Annotated in this window: 20 protein-coding genes; 10 read left to right on the top strand and 10 right to left on the bottom strand. The window is 70.2% G+C overall.

The window, feature by feature from the left end:
- Positions 1 to 17 precede the first annotated feature (17 nt).
- From ACIPY8_RS09025 to ACIPY8_RS09045, 5 genes are all read right to left on the bottom strand, one after another.
- Entirely contained in the window at positions 18 to 1265 is a 1248-nt protein-coding gene (locus ACIPY8_RS09025; RefSeq protein ID WP_400817145.1) for an MFS transporter, read from the bottom strand.
- Positions 1265 to 1813 (bottom strand): helix-turn-helix domain-containing protein, encoded by a 549-nt coding sequence (locus ACIPY8_RS09030; RefSeq protein ID WP_400817147.1) that lies wholly within the window; start codon positions 1811 to 1813, stop codon positions 1265 to 1267. The genes ACIPY8_RS09025 and ACIPY8_RS09030 overlap by 1 nt, the downstream gene beginning before the upstream one ends.
- A gap of 107 nt (positions 1814 to 1920) precedes the next feature.
- On the bottom strand, positions 1921 to 3075 hold the full coding sequence (locus tag ACIPY8_RS09035) for a DUF4349 domain-containing protein (protein WP_400817148.1): 1155 nt from the start codon (positions 3073 to 3075) through the stop codon (positions 1921 to 1923).
- Complete coding sequence (locus ACIPY8_RS09040) at positions 3072 to 3629, bottom strand: RNA polymerase sigma factor (protein ID WP_400817150.1); 558 nt, start codon at positions 3627 to 3629, stop codon at positions 3072 to 3074. The genes ACIPY8_RS09035 and ACIPY8_RS09040 overlap by 4 nt, the downstream gene beginning before the upstream one ends.
- A 60-nt stretch (positions 3630 to 3689) precedes the next feature.
- A complete protein-coding gene (locus ACIPY8_RS09045; RefSeq protein ID WP_400817152.1) occupies positions 3690 to 4352 on the bottom strand; it encodes a TIGR00645 family protein in 663 nt (220 codons plus the stop codon).
- Positions 4353 to 4533: 181 nt separating this feature from the next.
- Here ACIPY8_RS09045 and ACIPY8_RS09050 point away from each other — a divergent pair, with 181 nt between their 5' ends.
- Positions 4534 to 5538, top strand: a complete 1005-nt coding sequence (locus tag ACIPY8_RS09050; RefSeq protein ID WP_400817154.1) for a TerC/Alx family metal homeostasis membrane protein — start codon at positions 4534 to 4536, stop codon at positions 5536 to 5538.
- 3 nt (positions 5539 to 5541) lie between these two features.
- On the opposite strand, the gene ACIPY8_RS09055 is transcribed toward ACIPY8_RS09050, so the two are convergent.
- A complete protein-coding gene (locus ACIPY8_RS09055) occupies positions 5542 to 6135 on the bottom strand; it encodes an LON peptidase substrate-binding domain-containing protein (protein ID WP_400817155.1) in 594 nt (197 codons plus the stop codon).
- A gap of 36 nt (positions 6136 to 6171) precedes the next feature.
- On the opposite strand from ACIPY8_RS09055, the gene ACIPY8_RS09060 reads away from it, so the two are divergent.
- A complete protein-coding gene (locus ACIPY8_RS09060) occupies positions 6172 to 6669 on the top strand; it encodes a DUF427 domain-containing protein (protein ID WP_400817157.1) in 498 nt (165 codons plus the stop codon).
- A 21-nt stretch (positions 6670 to 6690) separates the two neighbouring features.
- Here ACIPY8_RS09060 and ACIPY8_RS09065 read toward each other — a convergent pair whose 3' ends face one another.
- Both ACIPY8_RS09065 and ACIPY8_RS09070 read right to left on the bottom strand, forming a co-directional pair.
- On the bottom strand, positions 6691 to 8004 hold the full coding sequence (locus ACIPY8_RS09065) for an LLM class flavin-dependent oxidoreductase (RefSeq protein ID WP_400817159.1): 1314 nt from the start codon (positions 8002 to 8004) through the stop codon (positions 6691 to 6693).
- Complete coding sequence (locus ACIPY8_RS09070) at positions 8001 to 9296, bottom strand: O-acetylhomoserine aminocarboxypropyltransferase/cysteine synthase family protein (protein WP_400817161.1); 1296 nt, start codon at positions 9294 to 9296, stop codon at positions 8001 to 8003. Before ACIPY8_RS09070 ends, ACIPY8_RS09065 begins: the two co-directional genes overlap by 4 nt.
- A gap of 187 nt (positions 9297 to 9483) precedes the next feature.
- Here ACIPY8_RS09070 and leuC point away from each other — a divergent pair, with 187 nt between their 5' ends.
- From leuC to ACIPY8_RS09100, 6 genes are all read left to right on the top strand, one after another.
- On the top strand, positions 9484 to 10935 hold the full coding sequence (leuC, locus tag ACIPY8_RS09075) for a 3-isopropylmalate dehydratase large subunit (RefSeq protein ID WP_400817163.1): 1452 nt from the start codon (positions 9484 to 9486) through the stop codon (positions 10933 to 10935).
- A 2-nt stretch (positions 10936 to 10937) separates the two neighbouring features.
- Positions 10938 to 11534 (top strand): 3-isopropylmalate dehydratase small subunit, encoded by a 597-nt coding sequence (leuD, locus tag ACIPY8_RS09080; protein WP_400817165.1) that lies wholly within the window; start codon positions 10938 to 10940, stop codon positions 11532 to 11534.
- 65 nt (positions 11535 to 11599) lie between these two features.
- Positions 11600 to 12967: a UDP-N-acetylglucosamine 1-carboxyvinyltransferase gene (murA, locus tag ACIPY8_RS09085; RefSeq protein ID WP_400817166.1), complete on the top strand. Its 1368-nt coding sequence runs from the start codon at positions 11600 to 11602 to the stop codon at positions 12965 to 12967.
- Between the two features lie 5 nt (positions 12968 to 12972).
- Complete coding sequence (locus tag ACIPY8_RS09090; RefSeq protein WP_400817168.1) at positions 12973 to 13728, top strand: lysophospholipid acyltransferase family protein; 756 nt, start codon at positions 12973 to 12975, stop codon at positions 13726 to 13728.
- Positions 13718 to 14851, top strand: coding sequence for an NAD(P)H-dependent glycerol-3-phosphate dehydrogenase (locus tag ACIPY8_RS09095; protein ID WP_400817169.1), 1134 nt, complete (start codon positions 13718 to 13720; stop codon positions 14849 to 14851). Before ACIPY8_RS09090 ends, ACIPY8_RS09095 begins: the two co-directional genes overlap by 11 nt.
- Positions 14757 to 15839, top strand: a complete 1083-nt coding sequence (locus ACIPY8_RS09100; protein WP_400817171.1) for a D-alanine--D-alanine ligase family protein — start codon at positions 14757 to 14759, stop codon at positions 15837 to 15839. Before ACIPY8_RS09095 ends, ACIPY8_RS09100 begins: the two co-directional genes overlap by 95 nt.
- A gap of 27 nt (positions 15840 to 15866) precedes the next feature.
- Here ACIPY8_RS09100 and ACIPY8_RS09105 read toward each other — a convergent pair whose 3' ends face one another.
- Positions 15867 to 16367 (bottom strand): DUF3515 domain-containing protein, encoded by a 501-nt coding sequence (locus tag ACIPY8_RS09105; protein ID WP_400817173.1) that lies wholly within the window; start codon positions 16365 to 16367, stop codon positions 15867 to 15869.
- A 23-nt stretch (positions 16368 to 16390) separates the two neighbouring features.
- Between ACIPY8_RS09105 and thiL the strand changes: the two genes are divergently transcribed.
- A complete protein-coding gene (gene thiL / locus ACIPY8_RS09110) occupies positions 16391 to 17386 on the top strand; it encodes a thiamine-phosphate kinase (protein WP_400817174.1) in 996 nt (331 codons plus the stop codon).
- Here the strand turns inward: thiL and rsmD are convergent.
- Positions 17356 to 17955 (bottom strand): 16S rRNA (guanine(966)-N(2))-methyltransferase RsmD, encoded by a 600-nt coding sequence (gene rsmD / locus ACIPY8_RS09115; RefSeq protein ID WP_400817176.1) that lies wholly within the window; start codon positions 17953 to 17955, stop codon positions 17356 to 17358. The two genes, thiL and rsmD, sit on opposite strands and share 31 nt — an antisense overlap.
- Positions 17956 to 18016: 61 nt before the next feature.
- Here rsmD and ACIPY8_RS09120 point away from each other — a divergent pair, with 61 nt between their 5' ends.
- Positions 18017 to 20188 carry an ATP-dependent DNA helicase RecG gene (locus ACIPY8_RS09120; RefSeq protein WP_400817178.1) on the top strand — a complete coding sequence of 724 codons (2172 nt, stop codon included), beginning with the start codon at positions 18017 to 18019 and terminating at the stop codon, positions 20186 to 20188.
- Positions 20189 to 20201 lie beyond the last annotated feature (13 nt).

The raw sequence follows: 20201 nt of genomic DNA on the forward strand, positions 1-20201 counted from the left end.
GCTCTGCGGCGTGCGTCTCAGGCTGGGGACGACGTGTCGCGGATCGTCAGGCTCCGGAACGTCCGGTTGCTCAGGGGAAGGATCATGATCGCCATCATGGCCCCGCCGAACAACGCGAACGGGATGCCGACCGAGGTCACCGCGGCGAGAGCGCCGAATGCGGCCATCGCGAGGGGCATGAGGCAGTCGTCGCCGAGGCGGGTGAGCGAGCTCATGCGGCCGAGGTAGGCCGTGTCGACCGTGGCCGCGAACGTCGCGCTCAGGAGCACCGACGCGTACCCCGCGGTGACGCCGACGACGAACGCCGCAGCGGCGACCGTCCAGGCAGGACCGAAACCGAGCGCGACGATCGCCGCGCCCTGCACGACGAGCGCCCAGAATCCTGCGAAGGCCTCGCGACGCGGACGCCACCGCAGCACGCTCACGGCGCCCAGCGCGGCTCCGAGTCCGAGCAGCGCCTCGAAGAGCCCCACGGCCTGCGCGCCCCAGCCCTGGTCGTGCGCGCGGAGCGCCAGGCCGATGCCGATCGCCGGGCCGACGGCGAGGTTGAGCCCGGAGAGGGCGACCACGAGCGTCCGGGTCGTGGGATGCGAGCGCAGGTGTCCGAAGCCGCGTCCGATCCCGCGCAGCGTCGACTCCCGCTCGGCGCGGGGCAGACGGAATCGCGGCCGCAGCCAGATCGCGATGAACGCCACGACGAGGGCGAAGGTCAGCGCATTGGCGCTCGCGCTGCCCGCGAGGCCGGACCACGCGACGAGGACGCCGCCGACGGCCGCACCCGCCATGGTGCCGAGACGCGTCGCGGTCTGCGCCATCGCGCTGTACGAGGGCAGGTCCTCCGGACGCACGAGCTGCCGGGCGATCGTGCCCGCCGAGGGCTCGTAGAAGGCGTCGCACACGCCGAACGCGACGGCAGCGCACAGCAGGAGCGCGATGCTCGGAGGTTCGACCAGCACCCAGAGCGCGGCGGCCACCAGAACGGCCACCCGCACCGCGTTGAAGAGCATCATGACGCGGCGGGCATCGGCGCGGTCGGCGATCACGCCGCCGAACAGCAGGATGACGGCCCGCGGAACCGTGCCGGCGGCGACGATGACTCCGGCGACGGCGGGGGAGGCGACCTGCACGGCGGTCCACGCCAGCGCGATCGTCCACATCGCGTCGCCGGCATCGGACAGCGCTTTGACGATGATCCAGGCGTGCACCCGGCGGTCCCGACGGAACGGGGGCGGGACCGTGAGCTGCTCCGGCGCGACGGCGGTCATCACGGCACCGTCGGGAAGGCGTGCGCGAAGAAGAAGATCGGCGTGCGCTCCTGGCCGTCCTCGAGATCGACGGATGCCCGCCACTCGTCGAGCGTCCGCAGAAGCCGAGCGGTGAGGTCGCGCAGTTCGTCGGGTGAGGCCCAGGACGTCGTCTCCGTGTTGGACGCGTCGTACGCCGCGAACGCCGGATCCTCGTGGCGGCGCTGCCAGCGCTGCAGGCGTTCGATCTGCATCCGGATGCTCTGGCGCTGCGCCTCGCGAGCCAGCAGCGCGTCGGCGGGGGAGTCCGCGAAGTCCCCGGCAGACCAGGTGAGACCGCGGCGCGCGACGCGCCACCAGCTCGTGCGTCGATCGCCGTTCGGATCGTCGACGCGTTCCACGAGGCCGGCGCGCTCCAGCATCCGCAGGTGGTGGCTGATGCTGCCGACCTGGCTCTGCAGGGCGTTCGCAACGGTCGTGACCTGCGAGGTCCCGTACAGGATCAGATAGTCGTACATCCGCCGTCGCAGCGGGTGGTGCACGGCGGTGATGACCGAGATGTCCTCCATGCACGCAAACGTACGGCCGACGCGGTCAGACGACAAGACTTCTTGTATATCCCGGAAAATCAACGACGAAGGCCGCTCCAGACGCACCGGAGCGGCCTTCAGAGCGGTCAGTCCGTGGAGTCCGGGGTGCCCGGCGACGCCGTCGCGGCCGCGGAGGCCATGGCCGAGCGCCGGCGACGGCTCCGACGGGCCCGGCGCACACCCCACACGACCAGCACCACGAGGGCCGCGATCGCGAGCCAGGGGAGGAGGAAGCCGACGGCCACGACGAGCGCGTTGAGCGACACCACCAGCCCGTTCCACCCGGCCAGCAAGCCGTCGCCGAACCCGGCGGGATCCGCGGTGGTCGGCTCGGCGGTCTTCGTGAGCTGCACCTGCAGGCTCGACATCGCCACCTGGTCCTGCAGCGCGGTGAGCTGCTGCTGATACGACTCGAGCTGCGCCTGGCGATCGGTCAGCGCGACCTCGGCCTCGATCAGCTCCGACACGCTCCCGGACTGGGCCATGAGCTCGGTCAGACGCTGGACCGAGGCGGTGGTCGCCTCCACACGGGCCTGCAGGTCGATCGTGGTCGAGGTGACGTCCTGCTTCGATATCGAGGAGGAGAGCACCTCTCCCGACTCCCGGAGCTCGTCGATCACGTCGGCGAGCTCGGCGGAGGGGACGCGGATGCTGATCCAGCCGTAGCCGGAGTCCGGCGGCACGGACCCTCGTCCGTCGTCGACCGCGAGGCTCTTGCCGATCTCGGTGCTCTCCACGTATCCGTCGTGCTCGTCGGCCAGCGTCGAGATCTCGTCCGCCGCGTCGGCGATGTCCTTCACCTGCAGGGTCACGGTGCCGGTCGCGATGATGTCCCGCCCGGTCGTATCGACGTCGCCCTGCGCGGGCTGGAGCTCCGGGTCCACCGCGGTGGACTCCGAGAGCGTGTCGGAGGCGCCCAGGGGCGCGCTCCGATCACCGGACCCGGCGGCCGACTCATCGGCGCTCCACCCTGTGGCACCCGAACCGTCTTCGGCGGTGCTCATGGCCGTCCCGCCGACGCTGTTCAGGATGGGAGGCGTCACGAGCACCCCTACCGCGAAGGCGGCCGCGATCCCGGCGCCGGTCAGCCAGCGTCGACGGCGCTCACGCGAGCGGTCGGAGACGGATGCCGGTGCCGGGCGCGGTCGCTCCGAGGCGATCTCCGCGAACACCGCCTCCTCGATGCGTTCGACAGCGGCGTCGGAGAGTTCCGGCAGCGCATCGGTGGTCTTGTCGTTCATGCCTCGCTCGCTTCCTCGACGGCACCGCGCAGACGGGTGCGTACTCGCGAGAGACGATTCCGGACCACGGCGTGACTGATGCCCAGCTCTTCCGCCGCCGCCTGGTAGGCGTACCCCTCCGCGGCGCAGAGCCGGAAGATCTCGCGGTCGAGCTCGCTCAGAGTGCCGATCTCCACGGCGATCCGCTCCGCGAGGGCCGTCGTGATGACCTGATCCTCGACGCTGATCGTCGCGGGGAGCGTGTCGTCCACGGCCTCCGCGGTGTGCGCCTGATCCCGACGTCGCTGGCGCATCCGGTTCGCCGCCTGGAAGCGGCAGATCGTCGCCAGCCACGGCAGGACGGACTCCCCTCGCAGCTCGAGCCCCGGCAGCTTGCGCCACGCGGTCACGAAGGTCTCCTGGGTCACGTCCTCGGCGTCGGCGGGGGATCCGATGATGCCGTGGGCGATCCAGTAGACCGGCCGGACGTACGAGCGGTACAGCTCGCGGAAGGCGCTCTCGTCGCCGGCCGCGGCCTGGGCCACCCATCTCTGATCACTCGTCTGCACGGGCATCCTGATTCCGTTCGGTGTCTCTCACCAGGGAAGTGTCGACGGATGCCCCATCGTCTCAGATCAGTGCGCGGGAGTTCCGCTCGTCGCAGCCTGCGTCGCGTGAGCCGCCTTGATGGTGCTCTGCGACATCTTGTCGATCCACGCCAGGGCGAGCGCCGACACGATGAACACCATGTGGATCACGACCTGCCACAGCACGCCGGTCGGGGTGTACCGGCTGCCTTCGAACGTGCTGCCGCCCTGATCCAGCCCGCCGACCGCGATGAAGGTCTTGAGCAGGTGGATCGAGGAGATCCCGATGATCGCCATCGCGAGCTTGACCTTGAGCACGTTGGCGTTGACGTGCGAGAGCCACTCCGGCTGGTCGGGGTGGCCGTCGGTGTTGATGCGCGAGACGAACGTCTCGTAGCCGCCGATGATCACCATGATGAGCAGGTTCGCGATCATCACCACGTCGATGAGACCGAGGACGGCCAGCATGATCACGGCCTCGTTGATCTCGGTGGGGTGTGCGATGACCTCCTCCACCAGATGCCACAGCTCGACCATGAACACGACGACGTAGACCAGCTGGGCGATGATCAGGCCGATGTAGAGCGGCGCTTGGAGCCACCGGCTGACGAAGATGAGGGAGCCGATCGAGCGCGCCCACGGATTGCGCTGCGGCGTCTCGAGCGGGGCGGGTCCGGAGGCGGGCTGGTCCGTGTGAGAAGTCGTGGTCACGACGACCATTCCACCACGCCGCAGGGTCTAACATGGACTTCTGCGAGAGGGAGTATCCCGGATCCGCGCGTAACGTCATCACGAGCATCGTCGAAGCTGCTCCGGGCGCGCGACGCACCGACGTGTGCGGGGGAGAGACTTTCGGAATTCTCCGTACCCTCTCGAAAGGTCCCGCACGCCCGTGGACATCCCCGTCTGGTTCGAGATCACCTCGATGGTCGTCCTGACCCTCGTGCTGATCGGTGATCTGCTGCTCATCCGCCTCCGCCCGCACATCCCCTCCACGAAGGAGTCGACCCTCTGGGTCGTCTTCTACGTCGGTCTGGCGCTCCTCTTCGCGCTGATCCTCGGCAACGTCGCCGGATGGCGCAACGCGGGCGACTTCATCACCGGATGGGCGCTCGAATACAGTCTCTCGGTCGACAACCTCTTCGTCTTCGTGCTGATCATGGCCCAGTTCGCGGTGCCGCGCCGCCTGCAGCAGCAGGTGCTGATGGTCGGCATCATCATCGCTCTCGTGCTGCGCGGAGCGTTCATCCTCGTGGGTGTCACGATCATCGAGCACTTCTCGCCGATCTTCTACATCTTCGGCGCGTTTCTCATCTACACCGCGATCAAGCAGGCGATGCCCGAGGGCGACCACGACGACGACGTGAAGCGCGAGAACTTCATCGTGCGGCTGCTCCGTCGCCGCATCGACATCAGCGAGACGTACGACGGCTCGAAGATCCGCACCACCGTCGACGGGAAGCGGATGTGGACGCCGATGGTCATCGTGTTCATCACGATCGGCGTGACCGACCTCATCTTCGCGATCGACTCGATCCCGGCGATCTTCGAGATCACGACGAACGGCTTCCTCGTGTTCTCGGCCAACATCTTCGCGCTCATGGGCCTGCGGCAGCTGTACTTCCTGCTCGGCGACCTCCTCGATCGCCTGCGATACCTCCACTACGGCATCGCTGTCATCCTCGGTTTCATCGGCGTCAAGCTGATCCTGCATGCACTGCACGAGAACGAGCTGCCGTTCATCAACGGCGGTCAGCACGTGGAGTGGGTGCCGGACATCGACAACCTCGTGTCCCTCGGTGTGATCGTCGTGTCGATGGCCGTCGCGACGATCGCGAGCCTCGTGGCGTCGTCCCGGGAGAAGCGCGCCGTACGACTCGCGTCCCCGGTGGAGTGACGTTCACCCCTCGGACCAGAGCGACTCCGCCTCGAGCGTCAGGTCGATGAGCTGCCCCAGCAGCGCGCCTGTCGTCGCCGACTGCAGCAGCGTGTAGCGGTCGTACTCGCCGAGCGGGGCGATCGCCGCGAGCTGCCAGGCAGCGGCGATCGGCTCCTCCGACAGCTCGGTGTCGGGAGCCCAGGGGCCGTCGGTCCGCGCGAGGACGCGCCGCACGATCGCCTCGGCCTCAGTGCGCAGCGGGGTGAGCGCGTCGTTCCACACGAGGGCGGGGACGGGCGACGTCTCGGCCCGCGGGTGCGGTTCGTCGTCCGCCCAGCTCTCCACCGTGAACCGTGCGGTGCCGACGGCCATGATGTGCAGCATCTCCGCGTCGGCGGAGACGCTCACGAGGCGCGCCATGGTGCCTATCGCGCTGCGCTGGTCACCGCCGCCGACCTCGTGGCCGCGCTCGATCAGCACGACGCCGAACTGAGGATCCTCCTCGTCGAGGAGCCGTCCGACCATCGTGAGGTACCGCGGCTCGAACACGCGCAGCGGCAGCGGTGTGTACGGGAACAGCACCGATCCCAGCGGGAACATCGGCAACGCGGTCATGAGGCCAGTCAACACCGTGAGACGTACAGTGAACAGATGCGCAGACCACGTCCTGAGATCCCCGCCGCCGGGCAGGAGTCCGTGTGGGAGTATCCCCGGCCGCCGCGCGTCGAGCCCGTGGGTGCACGCGTCACGATCCGACTCGGCGGCGAGGTGGTCGCGGACACCCGCGACGCGGTGCGGGTATTGGAGACCAGCCACCCGCCGGTGTACTACCTGCCGATCGCCGACTTCATCCCGGGGGCGCTCGTCGACGCGCCGGGATCCTCGTTCTGCGAGTTCAAGGGCGCGGCGCGATACCTCGACGTGCACGGCGGAGCCCTCGTCGCGGCGGGCGCCGCCTGGAACTACCCTCACCCGTCGTCGGGCTTCGAGGCGCTGCAGAGCAGGGTCGCGGTCTACGCGGGGCCCATGGACGAGTGCACGGTCGACGGCGAGGTCGTCGTGCCGCAACCCGGTGGGTTCTACGGCGGCTGGGTCACCTCGACCGTGGTCGGGCCCTTCAAGGGCGTCCCCGGGTCGATGGGCTGGTAGCGGCCCGAGTTCCGGCGCGGTTCAGAACGCGCGCAGGTTGGCCTGCAGGCCCCCGTCGACGAACTCCCGCCGCAGGATGCCGCGGCGCCGCAGCACCGGGACGAGCTCGTCGAGAGTGCGGTGCAGCGTCACGGGGTGGAAGTCGCCCCACAGCAGCACGCCGTCGTTGCCCCAGTCGCCGAGCTCCTCGATCAGATCGGCGAACTCCTCCGCGGTGCCCACGAAACCGGTGCGGTCGCTGATCCGGCCGCTGCGCGCGAGCGCGGTGAGGTGCGCCCGCAGGGGCGCGGATTCGTCGCGCTCGCCGACCAGACGCTGGATGCTGCCGCGCGAGACGTGCGGACCGAACACCGACAGGTCGAGCGGTCGATCGAGGTCGAGCGCGGTGAGGTCTGTCTCGAGGTCGCTCGACTGCTTGCGGGCGATCTGCACGAGCGCCGCGTCGTCGGGATCGGCGGAGGCGGCGACGATGCGATCGGCCTCCTCCGCGGACGAGGTGATCACCGGCTGGATCGCGAAGAGGATGCTGATGTCCTCCGGCGCACGACCGGCGGCACGTGCGGCATCGTGGATCTTCGCGCGGTACCCCCGCACGGACGACTCCGTCAACGGCGCGAGCGCGAGCTGGACGTCGGAGTTCGCGCCCGCGAAGCCGAGCCCTCGCCCCGAGCCGCCCGGAGAGACGATCGCGGGCTCGCCCCGCGTGAACGGCACGGCGTTGAGCGGCCCGTCGAACGCGTAGTACTCGCCCCGGTGCTGCACGGCGTGGAGCCGAGAACCGTCCGCGTACACATCGGTGTCCCTGTCGCGCACGAGGGCGCCGTCGTCCCAGCTGCGCCAGAGCGCGCGGATGCCGTCGAGCCACTCCTCGGCGCGGTCGTAGGCCTCGTCGTGTCCGAGCTGGGCGGCCGCCGAGAAATGCCGGGCGCTGCCGGTGTCGGTCACGACGTTGAGTCCGAGACGGTGGTCGCTGAGGTGCTGCAGCGTCGAGAACTGCCGCGCCGCCGTGTACGGCAGGTACGCCGCGGGGTTCACGGTCGGCACGACTCCGAGGTGCCGTGTGGCCTGGAACAAGTAGGGCGCGAGGAGCAGGGGATCGTGCTTCGGACCGCCGAACGCATGGCGCACGCGCAGGTCGATCGTGTCGGCCGAGCCCAGCGAAGGAGCATCCTCGATGATGACCAGATCGAACCCGGCCTGCTCGAGCGTGCGTGCGGCCTCCTGATAGATCTCCGGCCGTGTCCAGTCGTAGTCCCAGTCGAGCGAGGGGTAGCCCCACCCCTGCGGGCCGAACCCCCGGGCGAGGAACCAGCCGAAGTGCTGGAGCCTGCTCATGCGACGGCCTCCCGCGCGGGCTCGAGCACCCGGGTGAGGTCGGCGATGAGGTCGGCGACGTCCTCGATCCCGATGGACAGGCGCAGTGTTCCGGGGCGCACGCCGAGCACCTCGCGCTCCTCCTCGGTGCGATAGGCGTGGCTCGTGGTGCCCGGGTGCAGCACGAGCGAGCGCACGTCGCCGATGTGCGTCATGTGGGTGAACACCCGCACGTCCTCGACGAAGGATCGTGCGGCGGCCAGACCGCCCTTCAGCGTGAACGTGAAGATCGAGCCGAAGCCGCCGCCGAGGTACTTCGTCGCGACCGCGTGATCGGGGTGGCTCTCGAGCCCGACGTAGTCGACGCTCTCCACGGCGTCCTGAGCGGCGAGCCAGCGGGCGACCTCGAGCGCGTTCCGGGACTGCCGCTCGACGCGGAGGCCGAGGGTCTCGGCGCCCTGCCCGATCAGGAAGGCGTTGAGCGGTGAGGGCGCGGCGCCGAACCGCGGGGCGACCGATTCGCGGGCGTACGCGATCCGGGCGTTCCCACCGTGCCGTGCGGCGACGCTCGCGAGACCCGCGCGTCCGGGCAGCACCAGATGCGGGGCGTTGTGCCCGGCGGCGGCGGCGTCGAACCGCCCGTCGTCGACGAGCACGCCGCCGAGCACCGATCCGTGTCCGGCGAGGAACTTCGAGGCGGAGTGCACGACCATGGCCGCCCCGTGCTCGAGCGGACGCACGAGGAACGGGGTGCCGAGGGTGTTGTCGACGATGAGCGGGATCGCCGTCTCGTCGCCCACCGCGCTCACGGCTGCGATGTCGAGCACGTCGTTGCGGGCGTTCGCGATGGACTCGGCGAACAGCGCGCGGGTGTTCGGTCGGATCGCCGCACGCCAGGCATCAGGGTCGCGGATGTCGTCGATGAACGTCGTCTCGATGCCGAGCCGCGCGAAGTTGTCGAGCAGCAGACCCCTCGTGCCCTCGTAGATGTGCGTCGAGGAGACGATGTGGTCGCCCGCGCCGGCGACCGTCAGCAGCGCTGTCGCCACAGCGGCCTGTCCGCTCGCCACGAGGACCGCGTCCGCACCGGACTCGAGCGCCGCGAGCTGACGCTCCACCGCGCGCACCGTCGGGTTGCCCGTGCGCGTGTAGCCGAAGCCCGCGCCGGTGCCGAAGTGGTGCGCCGCGTGGTCGAAGTCGTCGAACTCGAAGCCGGCGGTGAGGTAGATCGGCGTCGCACGCGACGACGCGGTGTCCTGGTTCCGGGCGGCGTGGACGGCCTTCGTGGCGAAGCCGGGGGAGTCGACGGTCATGCAGAGCCCTCTCGATGGTGCGGGTGACAGTACTGTGTCATGGCGCGTCGCACTCCGCGGAAGCGGTGGTAACCTGACGTCATGCGGATCGTGCTCCTTCTTAGCGGCCGCGACGAGACCTCGTTCTGAGCCCCTCCTCGTCGCGGAGTCCACTGTGGGCCGAACCGCCAGCTTCAGGAGAACCGCAATGAACAGCCCCGCAGCAGACTCTGCGTCCGCACGTCGCCGCACCCTGGCCGAGAAGGTCTGGGACGATCACCTCGTCGTCAAGGGCGAGAACGGCGAGCCGGACCTCATCTACATCGACCTGCATCTCGTGCACGAGGTCACGAGCCCGCAGGCCTTCGACGGCCTCCGCGCCGAGGGTCGACCACTGCGTCGCCTCGACCTGACGATCGCCACCGAGGACCACAACACCCCGACGTGGGAGATCGACAAGCCCATCGCCGACCTCACGAGCCGGACGCAGATCGAGACGCTGCGCCGCAACGCCGCCGAGTTCGGGGTGCGGCTGCACTCCCTGGGCGATGCCGAGCAGGGCATCGTGCACGTGGTGGGCCCGCAGCTCGGCCTCACCATGCCGGGCATCACGGTGGTGTGCGGTGACTCGCACACGTCGACCCACGGCGCGTTCGGCGCCATGGCGTTCGGCATCGGCACGAGCGAGGTCGAGCACGTCATGGCGACGCAGACCCTCCCGCTCAAGCCCTTCAAGACCATGGCGATCACCGTCGAGGGCACGCTCAAGCCCGGCGTCACGGCGAAGGACATCATCCTCGCGGTCATCGCGAAGATCGGCACCGGGGGCGGGCAGGGCTACGTGCTGGAGTACCGCGGCAGCGCGATCAGGGCGCTCTCCATGGAGGGCCGCATGACGATCTGCAACATGTCGATCGAGGCCGGTGCACGCGCGGGCATGGTCGCCCCGGACGAGACGACCTTCGCCTACCTGGAGGGGCGCCCGCACGCGCCGAAGGGCCAGGACTGGGACGACGCGGTCGCGTACTGGCGCACGCTCCCCACCGACGAGGGCGCCGCGTTCGACGCCGAGGTGTTCATCGACGCCGACGAACTCGAGCCCTTCGTGACCTGGGGCACGAACCCCGGACAGGGCAGCTCGCTCTCGGCATCCGTCCCCGACCCTGCCGAGATCGCCGATCCGAACGAGCGCGCGGCCGCCGAGCGCGCCCTCGAGTACATGGATCTGACGCCGGGGACACCGCTCAAAGAGGTGCCGGTCGACGCGGTCTTCATGGGATCGTGCACGAACAGCCGGATCGAGGACCTGCGCGCGTTCGCGTCGATCATCGAGGGCAGGACCAAGGCGGAGGGTGTGCGCGTCATGGTCGTGCCCGGCTCCGCACGCGTGCGCCTCGAGGCCGAGGCCGAGGGCCTCGACAAGATCATCACGGACTTCGGCGCCGAATGGCGCTTCGCCGGCTGCTCGATGTGCCTCGGGATGAATCCCGACCAGCTCGCCCCGGGTGAGCGCTGCGCGTCGACCTCGAACCGCAACTTCGAGGGACGCCAGGGCAAGGGCGGACGCACGCACCTCGTGTCGCCGCTCGTCGCCGCGGCGACCGCGATCCGCGGAACGCTGTCGAGTCCCAGCGACCTGTACGAGATGGCGGAGGTCTGACCATGGAGAAGTTCACCACCCACACCGGGATCGCCGCTCCGCTGAAGCGCTCGAACGTCGACACCGACCAGATCATCCCGGCGGTGTTCCTCAAGCGGGTCACCAAGACCGGCTTCGAGGACGCCCTGTTCCACGGCTGGCGCCAGGACCCCGGCTTCGTCCTCAACCAGGACGCGTTCCAGGGTGCGTCGGTCCTCGTCGCAGGACCCGACTTCGGCACGGGGTCGAGCCGCGAGCACGCGGTCTGGGCTCTGCGCGACTTCGGCTTCAAGGTCGTGCTGAGCCCGCGGTTCGCCGACATCTTCCGCGGCAACTCGGGCAAGCAGGGGCTGCTCGCCGCGACGATCTCGGAAGAGGATCTGGAGCGCATCTGGGCCGAGATCGACCGGAATCCCGGGGCTTCCATCACCGTGGACCTCGAGGGCCGCGTCGCCACCATCGGCGAGATCCAGGCCGACCTCGGCATCGACGATTACACTAGATGGCGGCTCCTCGAAGGGCTCGATGACATCGGGCTCACGCTGCGCAACGAAGACAAGATCGCGCAGTTCGAAGCCCGCCGCGAATCGTGGCGGCCCCGGACCCTCCCCGTTCAGTGAACGGCGGGACGGGGGAGCAGAGGGCGACCCCGTCCCGAATTCCGTTGAACGAAGTGAGGCTCCGAATGACGACACCTGTGCGCGATGCTCTGGCGGATGGAGTCCCTGCGTTGACCGGAGACGTCCTCGCCATCCGCGGAGGGCGCCCGCTGCGCGGCCGCGTCGACGTCAAGGGCGCGAAGAACCTCGCCACCAAGGCGATGGTCGCGACGCTCCTCGGCGAGACCGCGAGCACGCTGCGCGACGTCCCCGACCTCAGCGACGTCGCCGTGGTGCGCTCGCTGCTCGAGGTGCACGGCGTCCAGGTGTCGGCTGGTGACGAGCCCGGCTCCCTCGTGTTCGACCCCAGCGGCGTCGAGTCCGCGCACATGGAGGAGATCGACGCTCACGCCGGTGCCTCGCGCATCCCGATCCTGTTCTGCGGGCCGCTGCTGCACCGCCTCGGGCAGGCGTTCATCCCCGATCTGGGCGGATGCCGCATCGGCGACCGTCCCATCGACTTCCACCTCGACGCGCTGCGCAAGTTCGGCGCCATCGTCGAGAAGCTCCCGAGCGGCATCCGTCTCTCCACCGGCGGCGCACGTCTGCACGGCGCGAACATCCACCTCCCGTACCCCAGCGTGGGTGCGACCGAGCAGGTGCTGCTGACCGCGGTCCGCGCCGAGGGCACGACCGAGCTCCGCAACGCGGCGATCGAGCCCGAGATCATGGATCTCATCGCGGTGTTGCAGAAGATGGGCGCCATCATCTCCTACGAGCCCAACCGGGTCATCCTCATCGAGGGTGTGGAGACGCTGCGCGGGTACGATCACCGGTCGATCTTCGACCGCAACGAGGCGGCGTCGTGGGCGTCCGCTGCACTCGCGACCGACGGCGAGATCTTCGTCGGCGGGGCCAAGCAGCAGGAGATGCTCACGTTCCTCAACGTCTTCCGCAAGGCGGGCGGCTGGTTCGACATCCAGGAGGACGGCATCCTGTTCCGCCGCGGTGGCGAGCTCAAGCCCGTCGTCGTCGAGACCGACGTGCACCCCGGATTCATGACGGACTGGCAGCAGCCGCTCGTCGTGGCGCTCACGCAGGCGCACGGCCGCTCCGTCGTGCACGAGACCGTGTACGAGAACCGCATGGGCTTCACCGACGCGCTCGTCAAGATGGGCGCGGACATCGTCGTGCACCCCCGCGGCCTGCAGGCCGGACCGCGTCGTGTTCCGCGTCGCGACCTCGAGCAAGCCGCCGTGATCACGGGACCGACCCCGCTGCACGGCGCCGACATCGTGGTGCCGGACCTGCGCGGGGGATACAGCCATGTGATCGCCGCTCTCACGGCGGAGGGCCAGTCGCAGGTCTCGGGCGTCGACATCCTGAGCCGCGGCTACGAGAAGTTCCTCGCCAAGCTCGACGCCCTGGGCGCCGACTTCGACGTCGTCCGGTGACGACGATGGGTTCCCGGTCGCCGGAGACCACCCGCCCGAGTCTGTTCTGGCCGGTCGCCGCGATCGTCCTGCCGCTCGTGGGGCTGCTCGCGCGCATCCGCATCACGGGTGCGGAGAAGCTTCCCCGTGAGGGCTCCTTCGTGCTCGCGCCGAACCACTACTCGGAGTTCGACCCGCTGATCGTGGCGGTCGCCGTGTGGCGCATCGGCCGCGCGCCGCGGTTCATGGCCAAGGAGAGCCTGTTCCGGGTGCCCGTGGTGGGTTGGATCCTGCGGAAGACCGGCATGATCCCGGTCGCGCGCTCGTCGTCGGCCGCTGCGGCGAAGCAGACGATGCGGCAGTCGCAGGAGCTCGTCGAGCACGGCCGTGGTGTCATCGTGTATCCGGAGGGGACGCTCACCCGCGACCCCGACATGTGGCCGATGCGCGGCAAGTCCGGTGCGGTGCGGCTCGCCCTGGCGGGCGGTCTCCCGGTGATCCCGATGGCCCACTGGGGTACGCAGGCGATCATGGGTCGGTACCAGAAGGGTCTGAGTCTCTGGCCGCTGCGAAAGCCGGTGCAGGTCGTGGTCGGCGATCCGGTCGACCTGTCCGATCTGCGGCACCGTGCGGGCGAGCCCGCCGCGCTGAACGAGGCCACCACTCGTGTCATGAACGCGATCACCGCGCTCCTGGAAGGACTCCGCGACGAGAAGGCCCCCGTCGAGCGGTGGAACCCCGCCGCCCACGGGCAGAAGGAGACGGGACGCCTTGACTCCTAAGCGCACCGCACCATCCGGACCCCGGGTCGCCGTGATCGGCGCCGGCAGCTGGGGCACCACGTTCGGCAAGATCCTCGCCGACGGCGGGGCCCAGGTCACCATGTGGGCCCGCCGTGCCGAACTCGCCCACGAGATCGACGAGGCCAAGCGCAACTCGCGCTACCTGCCCGGGATCAACCTGCCCCGCAGCATGGCGGCGACGCACGAGCTCGCGATCGCGATGCGTGACGTCGATCAGGTGTACCTGTCGGTGCCGAGCCAGTCGCTGCGTGAGAACCTCAAAGCGCTGAGGCCGCTGCTCTCCGACAGCGACGCGAAGATCGTCAGTCTCATGAAGGGCGTCGAGCGCAGTACCGGACTCCGCATGAGCCAGGTGATCGAGCAGGAGCTGCGGTGCGATCCCGACCGCGTCGCGGTCGCGTCCGGTCCGAACCTCGCGCTCGAGATCGCCCGGGAGCAGCCCACCGCCGCCGTGATCTCCTCCCGCAGCCAGGAGACCGCCGAGGAGGTGGCGCGCGCCGCGCGCAACGGCTACTTCCGCACCTTTGTGAACACCGATGTGATCGGCACCGAGTTCGGTGGCGTGCTGAAGAACCTCATCGCGGTCGCGATCGGCATCGTCGACGGCGTCGGCTACGGCGAGAACACGAAGGCGTCGATCATCACGCGCGGCCTCGTGGAGATGACGGACTTCGCCGTGGCGAACGGCGCGCATCCCGAGACGCTGCAGGGACTCGCCGGCCTCGGCGACCTGATCGCGACGTGCCAGTCGCCCCTCAGCCGCAACAACACGGCCGGGCGCCTGCTCGGCCAGGGCTACAGCTTCCAGGACGTCGTGAAGCAGATGCAGCAGACCGCCGAGGGACTCGCGTCCGTCGCCCCGGTGCTGCAGCTCGCACGCGAGTCCGAGGTGGACATGCCCATCGTCGAACAGGTGAAGATGGTGCTCGACGGGAAGATGGATCCCCGCGACATCGCACCCCACCTGACGACGGACGACGACACCCCGCAGGGTGAGAGGACCAACCATGGACAAGCAGACGGTGGTGGTGCTCTTCGGAGGGCGCTCCAGCGAGCATTCGATCAGTTCCGCAACGGCGGGCGGGGTGCTGGGCGCGATTGACCGCGACCGCTATCGGGTGATCCCCGTGGGGATCACCCGCGAGGGCGCCTTCGTGCTCGAGGACGACGATCCTGCGAAGTTCCCGTTGGACGCCGCGCACCTGCCCGAGGTCGTGGACAACGGCACCCGGGTGCTGTGGCCCGAGCCGGGCGGTGACCGCACATTGCGCGTCGTCCGGACCGACGGCGCCACGGAGGGGCTGGGCGAGATCGACATCGTGCTCCCGATCCTGCACGGCCCGCACGGCGAGGACGGCACCATCCAGGGATACTTCGACACGCTCGAGGTGCCGTACGCGGGTGGCGGGGTGCTCGACTCGGCGCTGTGCATGGACAAGCACTTCATGAAGATCGCGCTGCAGGCCGCCGGGATCCCCGTGGCCCCGTGGCGCACGGTGCGCGCGCGGGAGTGGGCGCAGGATGCCGCGCGCGTGCGCTCCGCGGCCGCCGAGCTCGGCCTGCCGCTGTTCGTCAAGCCGGCGCGCGCCGGATCGAGCGTCGGCGTCTCGAAGGTCGAGTCCCCGGACGAGCTCGACGCCGCCCTCGCCATCGCGTTCGCGGAGGACGACAAGGTCCTCATCGAGACCGGGGTGTCCGGCCGGGAGATCGAGGTCGCGGTGCTCGAGAGCGCCGAGGGCGTGCGGGCCTCGCTGCCCGGGGAGATCGTGCTCACCGCGCGCGGCTTCTACGACTTCGAGGGCAAGTACCTCGGTGGTGACGGCGTCGACGTCGTCTGTCCTGCGGAGCTCGACGACGCGCAGATCGCGGCGATCCAGGACGCCGGCATCCGCGCGTTCGAGGCCGTGGACGGGCGTGGACTCGCGCGCGTGGACATGTTCCTCACGCCCGAGGGGGAGCTCGTCGTGAACGAGCTCAACACCATGCCGGGCTTCACGCCGATCTCGATGTTCCCGAAGTGCTGGGTGGCGTCGGGCCTGAGCTACGGCGACCTCATCTCGGAGCTGATCGAGGCCGGTCTGCGCCGCTGAGCGTTCCGCGCCGACGAACGGAGCGGGTCAGCCCTCGGTCGATCCCGTTCCGTCGTCCGTCGGGACGCGGTCGGTGCACCGTGCGGTCGCGGGCTCGAGGCCGGACTGGATGCTCTTCGACAGCGTGTCCACGACCGTGCGGAAGTCGAGCTCCTCACCGCGGCGGATGATGACCTCGACCGCGGGGTCCCGGCCGTAGGTCACGAGGCGTTGACGCTGCTCCTCCTGATCGAGGACGAGCCAGTCGACGCCGCCGATCGTCGTGCACACCTCTGTCGACGGCGCGGGCACGTCGACGCCGCAGCGTAGCACCACGGTGGGGTCGCCCCACGCGCCGGTCGCCTGCGCGTCGGTCCACACGCGGTCGAGATCGCCCACGGCGTCGGGCAGCAGGACGGAGACCTCGGCGCATGCCGGATTGTTCGCGTCGTCCGCGGGCTCCAGATGGATCGTGGTCGAGCAGCCGGCGAGGCCTGCGGCGGCGACCAGCATGCCCGCGACGAGGAGCAGACGACGAGAGGAGGGCATGCATCCAGGCTACCTTTGACTCCATGCCCTCCCGACCCGACTCCGACGACCCGCGCCTCGGAGACCTCTCCGAGGGCGAGATCCTCCGTGCGATCCTGACCCGGACCGTTCCCGGCGCGCACACGCTGATCGGGCCGGGCGACGACGCCGCGCTCGTTTCCACGCCCTCGGGCTCGGTCGTCGTCACCACGGACACGCTCGTGCACGGCCCCGACTTCCGGCTCGCCTGGTCGAGCGGATACGACCTGGGATGGAAGGCCGCAGCCGTCAACCTCGCCGATGTCGCCGCGATGGGTGCGCGCCCCACGGCTCTGCTGGTCGCCCTCGCGGTGCCGCGCGACCTGCGGCTGTCCTTCGTGGAGCAGCTGGCCGACGGCTTCCGCGAGGCCTGCGCCGCGCTCGCGCCCGGCTGCGCGGTCGTGGGAGGAGATCTCACGGTGTCCGACGTGCTCACGGTCGCGGTCACGGCGCTCGGCGACCTCGAGGGGCGCCCGGCGGTCACACGCGCCGGCGCACGGCCCGGGGATGCCGTGGCGATCGCCGGGGAGCTGGGACACGCCGCTCGCGGGCTCGCCGTGCTGTTCGGGCGGTTCCGCGACGGCGACACCCCGGTGCCCGTGGACGCCATCCGTCTGGGAGACGGAGAGCGGGCGGCGCTGGCGGCGCAGCTGCGACCGTCGCCGCCGATCGGCCTCGGTCCGGTGGCCGCGCTCGCGGGGGCGACGGCGATGATGGACGTGTCGGACGGGCTCGCGCTCGATGCCCGGCGTCTCGCGGCCGCATCCGGTGTCACGATCGCCCTCGACGGGGCAGCGCTCGGCGACGATCCGGAGCGCGCCCTCGCCGGGGGAGAGGACCACGCGCTGCTCGCCACGTTCCCCGACGAGGTGCTCCCTCCCGGATACCGCCGCATCGGCGAGGTGCGTGCCCGGGGCGGGCAGGATCTGCTGGTCGACGACCGCCCGGTCGATGTGAGCGGGTGGGACCCCTACCGCGACTGGGACTCCGCTGCGGGCTGACCCTCGTCTTCCGCGGGCCCGGCCCACCAGATCCTCGTGTCGCCGTAGGTCTTGTCGCGCAGGAGCTCCAGCTTGGCGGCGTCGAGGTCCGGGGGCGTCGAGCGTCGCGCGCGCTCGATCACCACGACGGCATCCGGGCTGAGGAGCGGCGCGAGCGCCACCAGATCGGCGGTCATCGCGTCGTCGTCGAGGTCGTAGGGAGGGTCCGTGAACACGAGATCGAAGGGTCCGGTCGCCCGCTGGAGATATGCCCGCACCGTGCTCTGGTGCACGCGCGCGGCGGGGAGCCCGCCCGCCTTCGCGACGACGGCGGCGTTGCGCCTCACGATCGCGGCGGCGGCACGACCGTGCTCCACGAGATCGACGTCGGCGGCGCCGCGGCTCAGGGACTCGAGACCGAGCGCCCCGGAACCCGCGTACAGGTCGAGCACGTGTGCGCCGACGAGCGCGTCGGACGACTCCAGTGCGCCGAACAGCGACTCCCGGACGCGGTCGCTCGTGGGTCTCGTCCCCGCCCCAGGGACCTCGAGCCGTGCTCCGCGTGCCGTCCCGGCGATGATCCTCGTCACCCGTTCACGATACGACAGCCGCGGAGCGCGCCGTGTCGGCGCTGCCTCCTAGACTCGAATCATGCCGCTCACGCTCGACACGTCGCTGGCGGAGGCGCTCGGCGCCACCCCGGCGAAGACGCTCGATCGCGCCTTCGGGATGGCGACCGTGGGCGACCTCCTCTCGCACTATCCACGCCGCTACGCGGACCCGGGCGAGCTCACCCCGATCAGGGAGCTGCCGATAGGAGAGACCGTCACGATCGTCGCCGAGGTGCTGTCGTCGAGCGCCCGTGCGATGCGCAACCGCCGCGGCGCGATGGCGGACGTCGTGATCGGCGACGGGATCGGCAAGATGTCGCTGACCTTCTTCGCCAAGAACCTCGGTGCGGCCAAGTGGCGCTCCGAGGAGCTCGCGGTCGGACGGCGAGGCGTGTTCTCGGGCAAGGTCGGCGAGTTCAACGGCGTGACCCAGTTCGCGCACCCGGAGTACGAGCTCTTCGACGACGAGGATGCGGCCCGGCGCCGAGCGGATGCGCGCGCGGCAGTGCTGATCCCGATCTATCCGGCGACGTCGAGTCTGCAGACCTGGCAGATCGCGAAGTTCGTGGGCCGTGTGCTCGACGACCTCGTCGATGTGCCCGAGCCGTTGTCCGCCGAGGTCCGTGCTCGCGAGGAGCTGCTCACCGCGCGCGACGCGCTCGAGCAGATCCACCGACCGAAGACCCGCAACGACATCGACCCCGCGGTGCGCACGCTGCGCATGCACGAGGCACTCACGCTGCAGACCGCTCTGCTGCAGCAGCGCGACGCCGTGCGCTCGCTCTCGGCCACCGCGCGCCCGACGGCGCCCGGAGGCCTGCTCGAACGCTTCGACGCGGCGATGCCGTACACGCTCACCCCCGACCAGCACACGGTCGGCGAGGCGGTCGCGGCCGACCTCGTGGGCTCGTGGCCCATGAACCGCCTGGTGCAGGGCGAGGTCGGCTCCGGCAAGACGCTCGTGGCGCTGCGAGCGATGTTGCAGGTCGCCGAATCCGGCGGGCAGGCCGCACTCATCGCACCGACGGAGGTGCTCGCGGCGCAACACCTCCGGTCGATCACGAAGATGCTCGGGCCGCAGCTCGCCCCGCTCGTCATGCCGACGCTGCTCACTGGGCAGCTCCCGGCGGCGGAGAGGCGCAAGGCAGCGCTCCGGGTCGCCTCGGGGCAGTCGCTCATCGTCGTCGGGACCCACGCCCTGCTCGGCGAGAAGACCACGTTCGCCGATCTGGGGCTCGTCGTGGTCGATGAGCAGCATCGTTTCGGCGTGGAGCAGCGTGAGGCCCTCCGTGCCAAGGGATCGAGCCCGCACGCGCTGGTGCTCACCGCGACCCCGATCCCGCGCACGGTCGCGATGACCGTCTTCGGTGATCTCGACACGTCCGTGATCCGCACGCTGCCGAAGGGGCGGGCGGGCATCGAGTCCTTCGTGGCACCGCTCGCCGAGCATCCGGGCTGGTTCAACCGCGTCTGGGAGCGCGCGGCGGAGGAGATCGCGCAGGGGCGCCAGGTCTTCGCGGTGTGCGCGGCGATCGACACGACCAAGAAGACCGCGGAAGCGGGGGAGATCCTCCTGCAGCCCGAGGGTGCGTCGGGCCCGCGCTGGGGTGTGGTGCAGCTCGACGAGGCTCTCGCGACCCATCCGACGCTCGGCGGTCTGCGTCGCGCGGTGCTGCACGGCCGGATGCCCTCGGACGAGAAGGACGCCGTGATGCAGGCCTTCGCGCGCGGCGACATCGATCTGCTCCTGGCGACCACCGTGATCGAGGTCGGCGTCGACGTGCCCAACGCGTCGACCATGATCGTGCTCGATGCGGATCGCTTCGGCGTGTCGCAACTCCATCAGCTGCGAGGACGCGTGGGCCGAGGAGGCGTGCCCGGGCTGTGCCTGCTCGTGACCGAGGCGGAGTCCGGCTCGGTGGCGCGTGAGCGCGTGGATGCCGTGGCGGCGACGCTCGACGGATTCCAGCTGGCCGAGGTGGACCTCGAGCTCCGCGGCGAGGGCGACGTGCTCGGTGCGGCGCAGGCGGGCGTGCGCTCGTCGCTCAAGCTGCTGCGCGTCGTCAAGGACTCGAAGCTCATCGTCCGGGCGCGGGAGCTGGCGGAGGGCATCCTCGCCGACGACCCCGATCTCCGGGCGAATCCCGGGCTGCGGTCGGCGATCGCGCGTCGCGTGAGTGACGAGGATCGGGCCGCTCTCGCCAAGAACTGAGCCCGTCGCATCC

Source organism: Microbacterium sp. NPDC089696 (assembly GCF_044749125.1).
Lineage (GTDB): Bacteria > Actinomycetota > Actinomycetes > Actinomycetales > Microbacteriaceae > Microbacterium.

Bases quoted from the DNA above. Each gene is read 5' to 3' on its own strand.
- ACIPY8_RS09025 (WP_400817145.1), bottom strand. From the start codon at position 1,265: ATGACCGCCGTCGCGCCGGAGCAGCTCACGGTCCCGCCCCCGTTCCGT.
- ACIPY8_RS09030 (WP_400817147.1), bottom strand. From the start codon at position 1,813: ATGGAGGACATCTCGGTCATCACCGCCGTGCACCACCCGCTGCGACGG.
- ACIPY8_RS09035 (WP_400817148.1), bottom strand. From the start codon at position 3,075: ATGAACGACAAGACCACCGATGCGCTGCCGGAACTCTCCGACGCCGCT.
- ACIPY8_RS09040 (WP_400817150.1), bottom strand. From the start codon at position 3,629: ATGCCCGTGCAGACGAGTGATCAGAGATGGGTGGCCCAGGCCGCGGCC.
- ACIPY8_RS09055 (WP_400817155.1), bottom strand. From the start codon at position 6,135: ATGACCGCGTTGCCGATGTTCCCGCTGGGATCGGTGCTGTTCCCGTAC.
- ACIPY8_RS09060 (WP_400817157.1), top strand. From the start codon at position 6,172: ATGCGCAGACCACGTCCTGAGATCCCCGCCGCCGGGCAGGAGTCCGTG.
- ACIPY8_RS09065 (WP_400817159.1), bottom strand. From the start codon at position 8,004: ATGAGCAGGCTCCAGCACTTCGGCTGGTTCCTCGCCCGGGGGTTCGGC.
- ACIPY8_RS09070 (WP_400817161.1), bottom strand. From the start codon at position 9,296: ATGACCGTCGACTCCCCCGGCTTCGCCACGAAGGCCGTCCACGCCGCC.
- leuC (WP_400817163.1), top strand. From the start codon at position 9,484: ATGAACAGCCCCGCAGCAGACTCTGCGTCCGCACGTCGCCGCACCCTG.
- leuD (WP_400817165.1), top strand. From the start codon at position 10,938: ATGGAGAAGTTCACCACCCACACCGGGATCGCCGCTCCGCTGAAGCGC.
- murA (WP_400817166.1), top strand. From the start codon at position 11,600: ATGACGACACCTGTGCGCGATGCTCTGGCGGATGGAGTCCCTGCGTTG.
- ACIPY8_RS09090 (WP_400817168.1), top strand. From the start codon at position 12,973: ATGGGTTCCCGGTCGCCGGAGACCACCCGCCCGAGTCTGTTCTGGCCG.
- ACIPY8_RS09100 (WP_400817171.1), top strand. From the start codon at position 14,757: ATGGACAAGCAGACGGTGGTGGTGCTCTTCGGAGGGCGCTCCAGCGAG.
- ACIPY8_RS09105 (WP_400817173.1), bottom strand. From the start codon at position 16,367: ATGCCCTCCTCTCGTCGTCTGCTCCTCGTCGCGGGCATGCTGGTCGCC.
- thiL (WP_400817174.1), top strand. From the start codon at position 16,391: ATGCCCTCCCGACCCGACTCCGACGACCCGCGCCTCGGAGACCTCTCC.
- ACIPY8_RS09120 (WP_400817178.1), top strand. From the start codon at position 18,017: ATGCCGCTCACGCTCGACACGTCGCTGGCGGAGGCGCTCGGCGCCACC.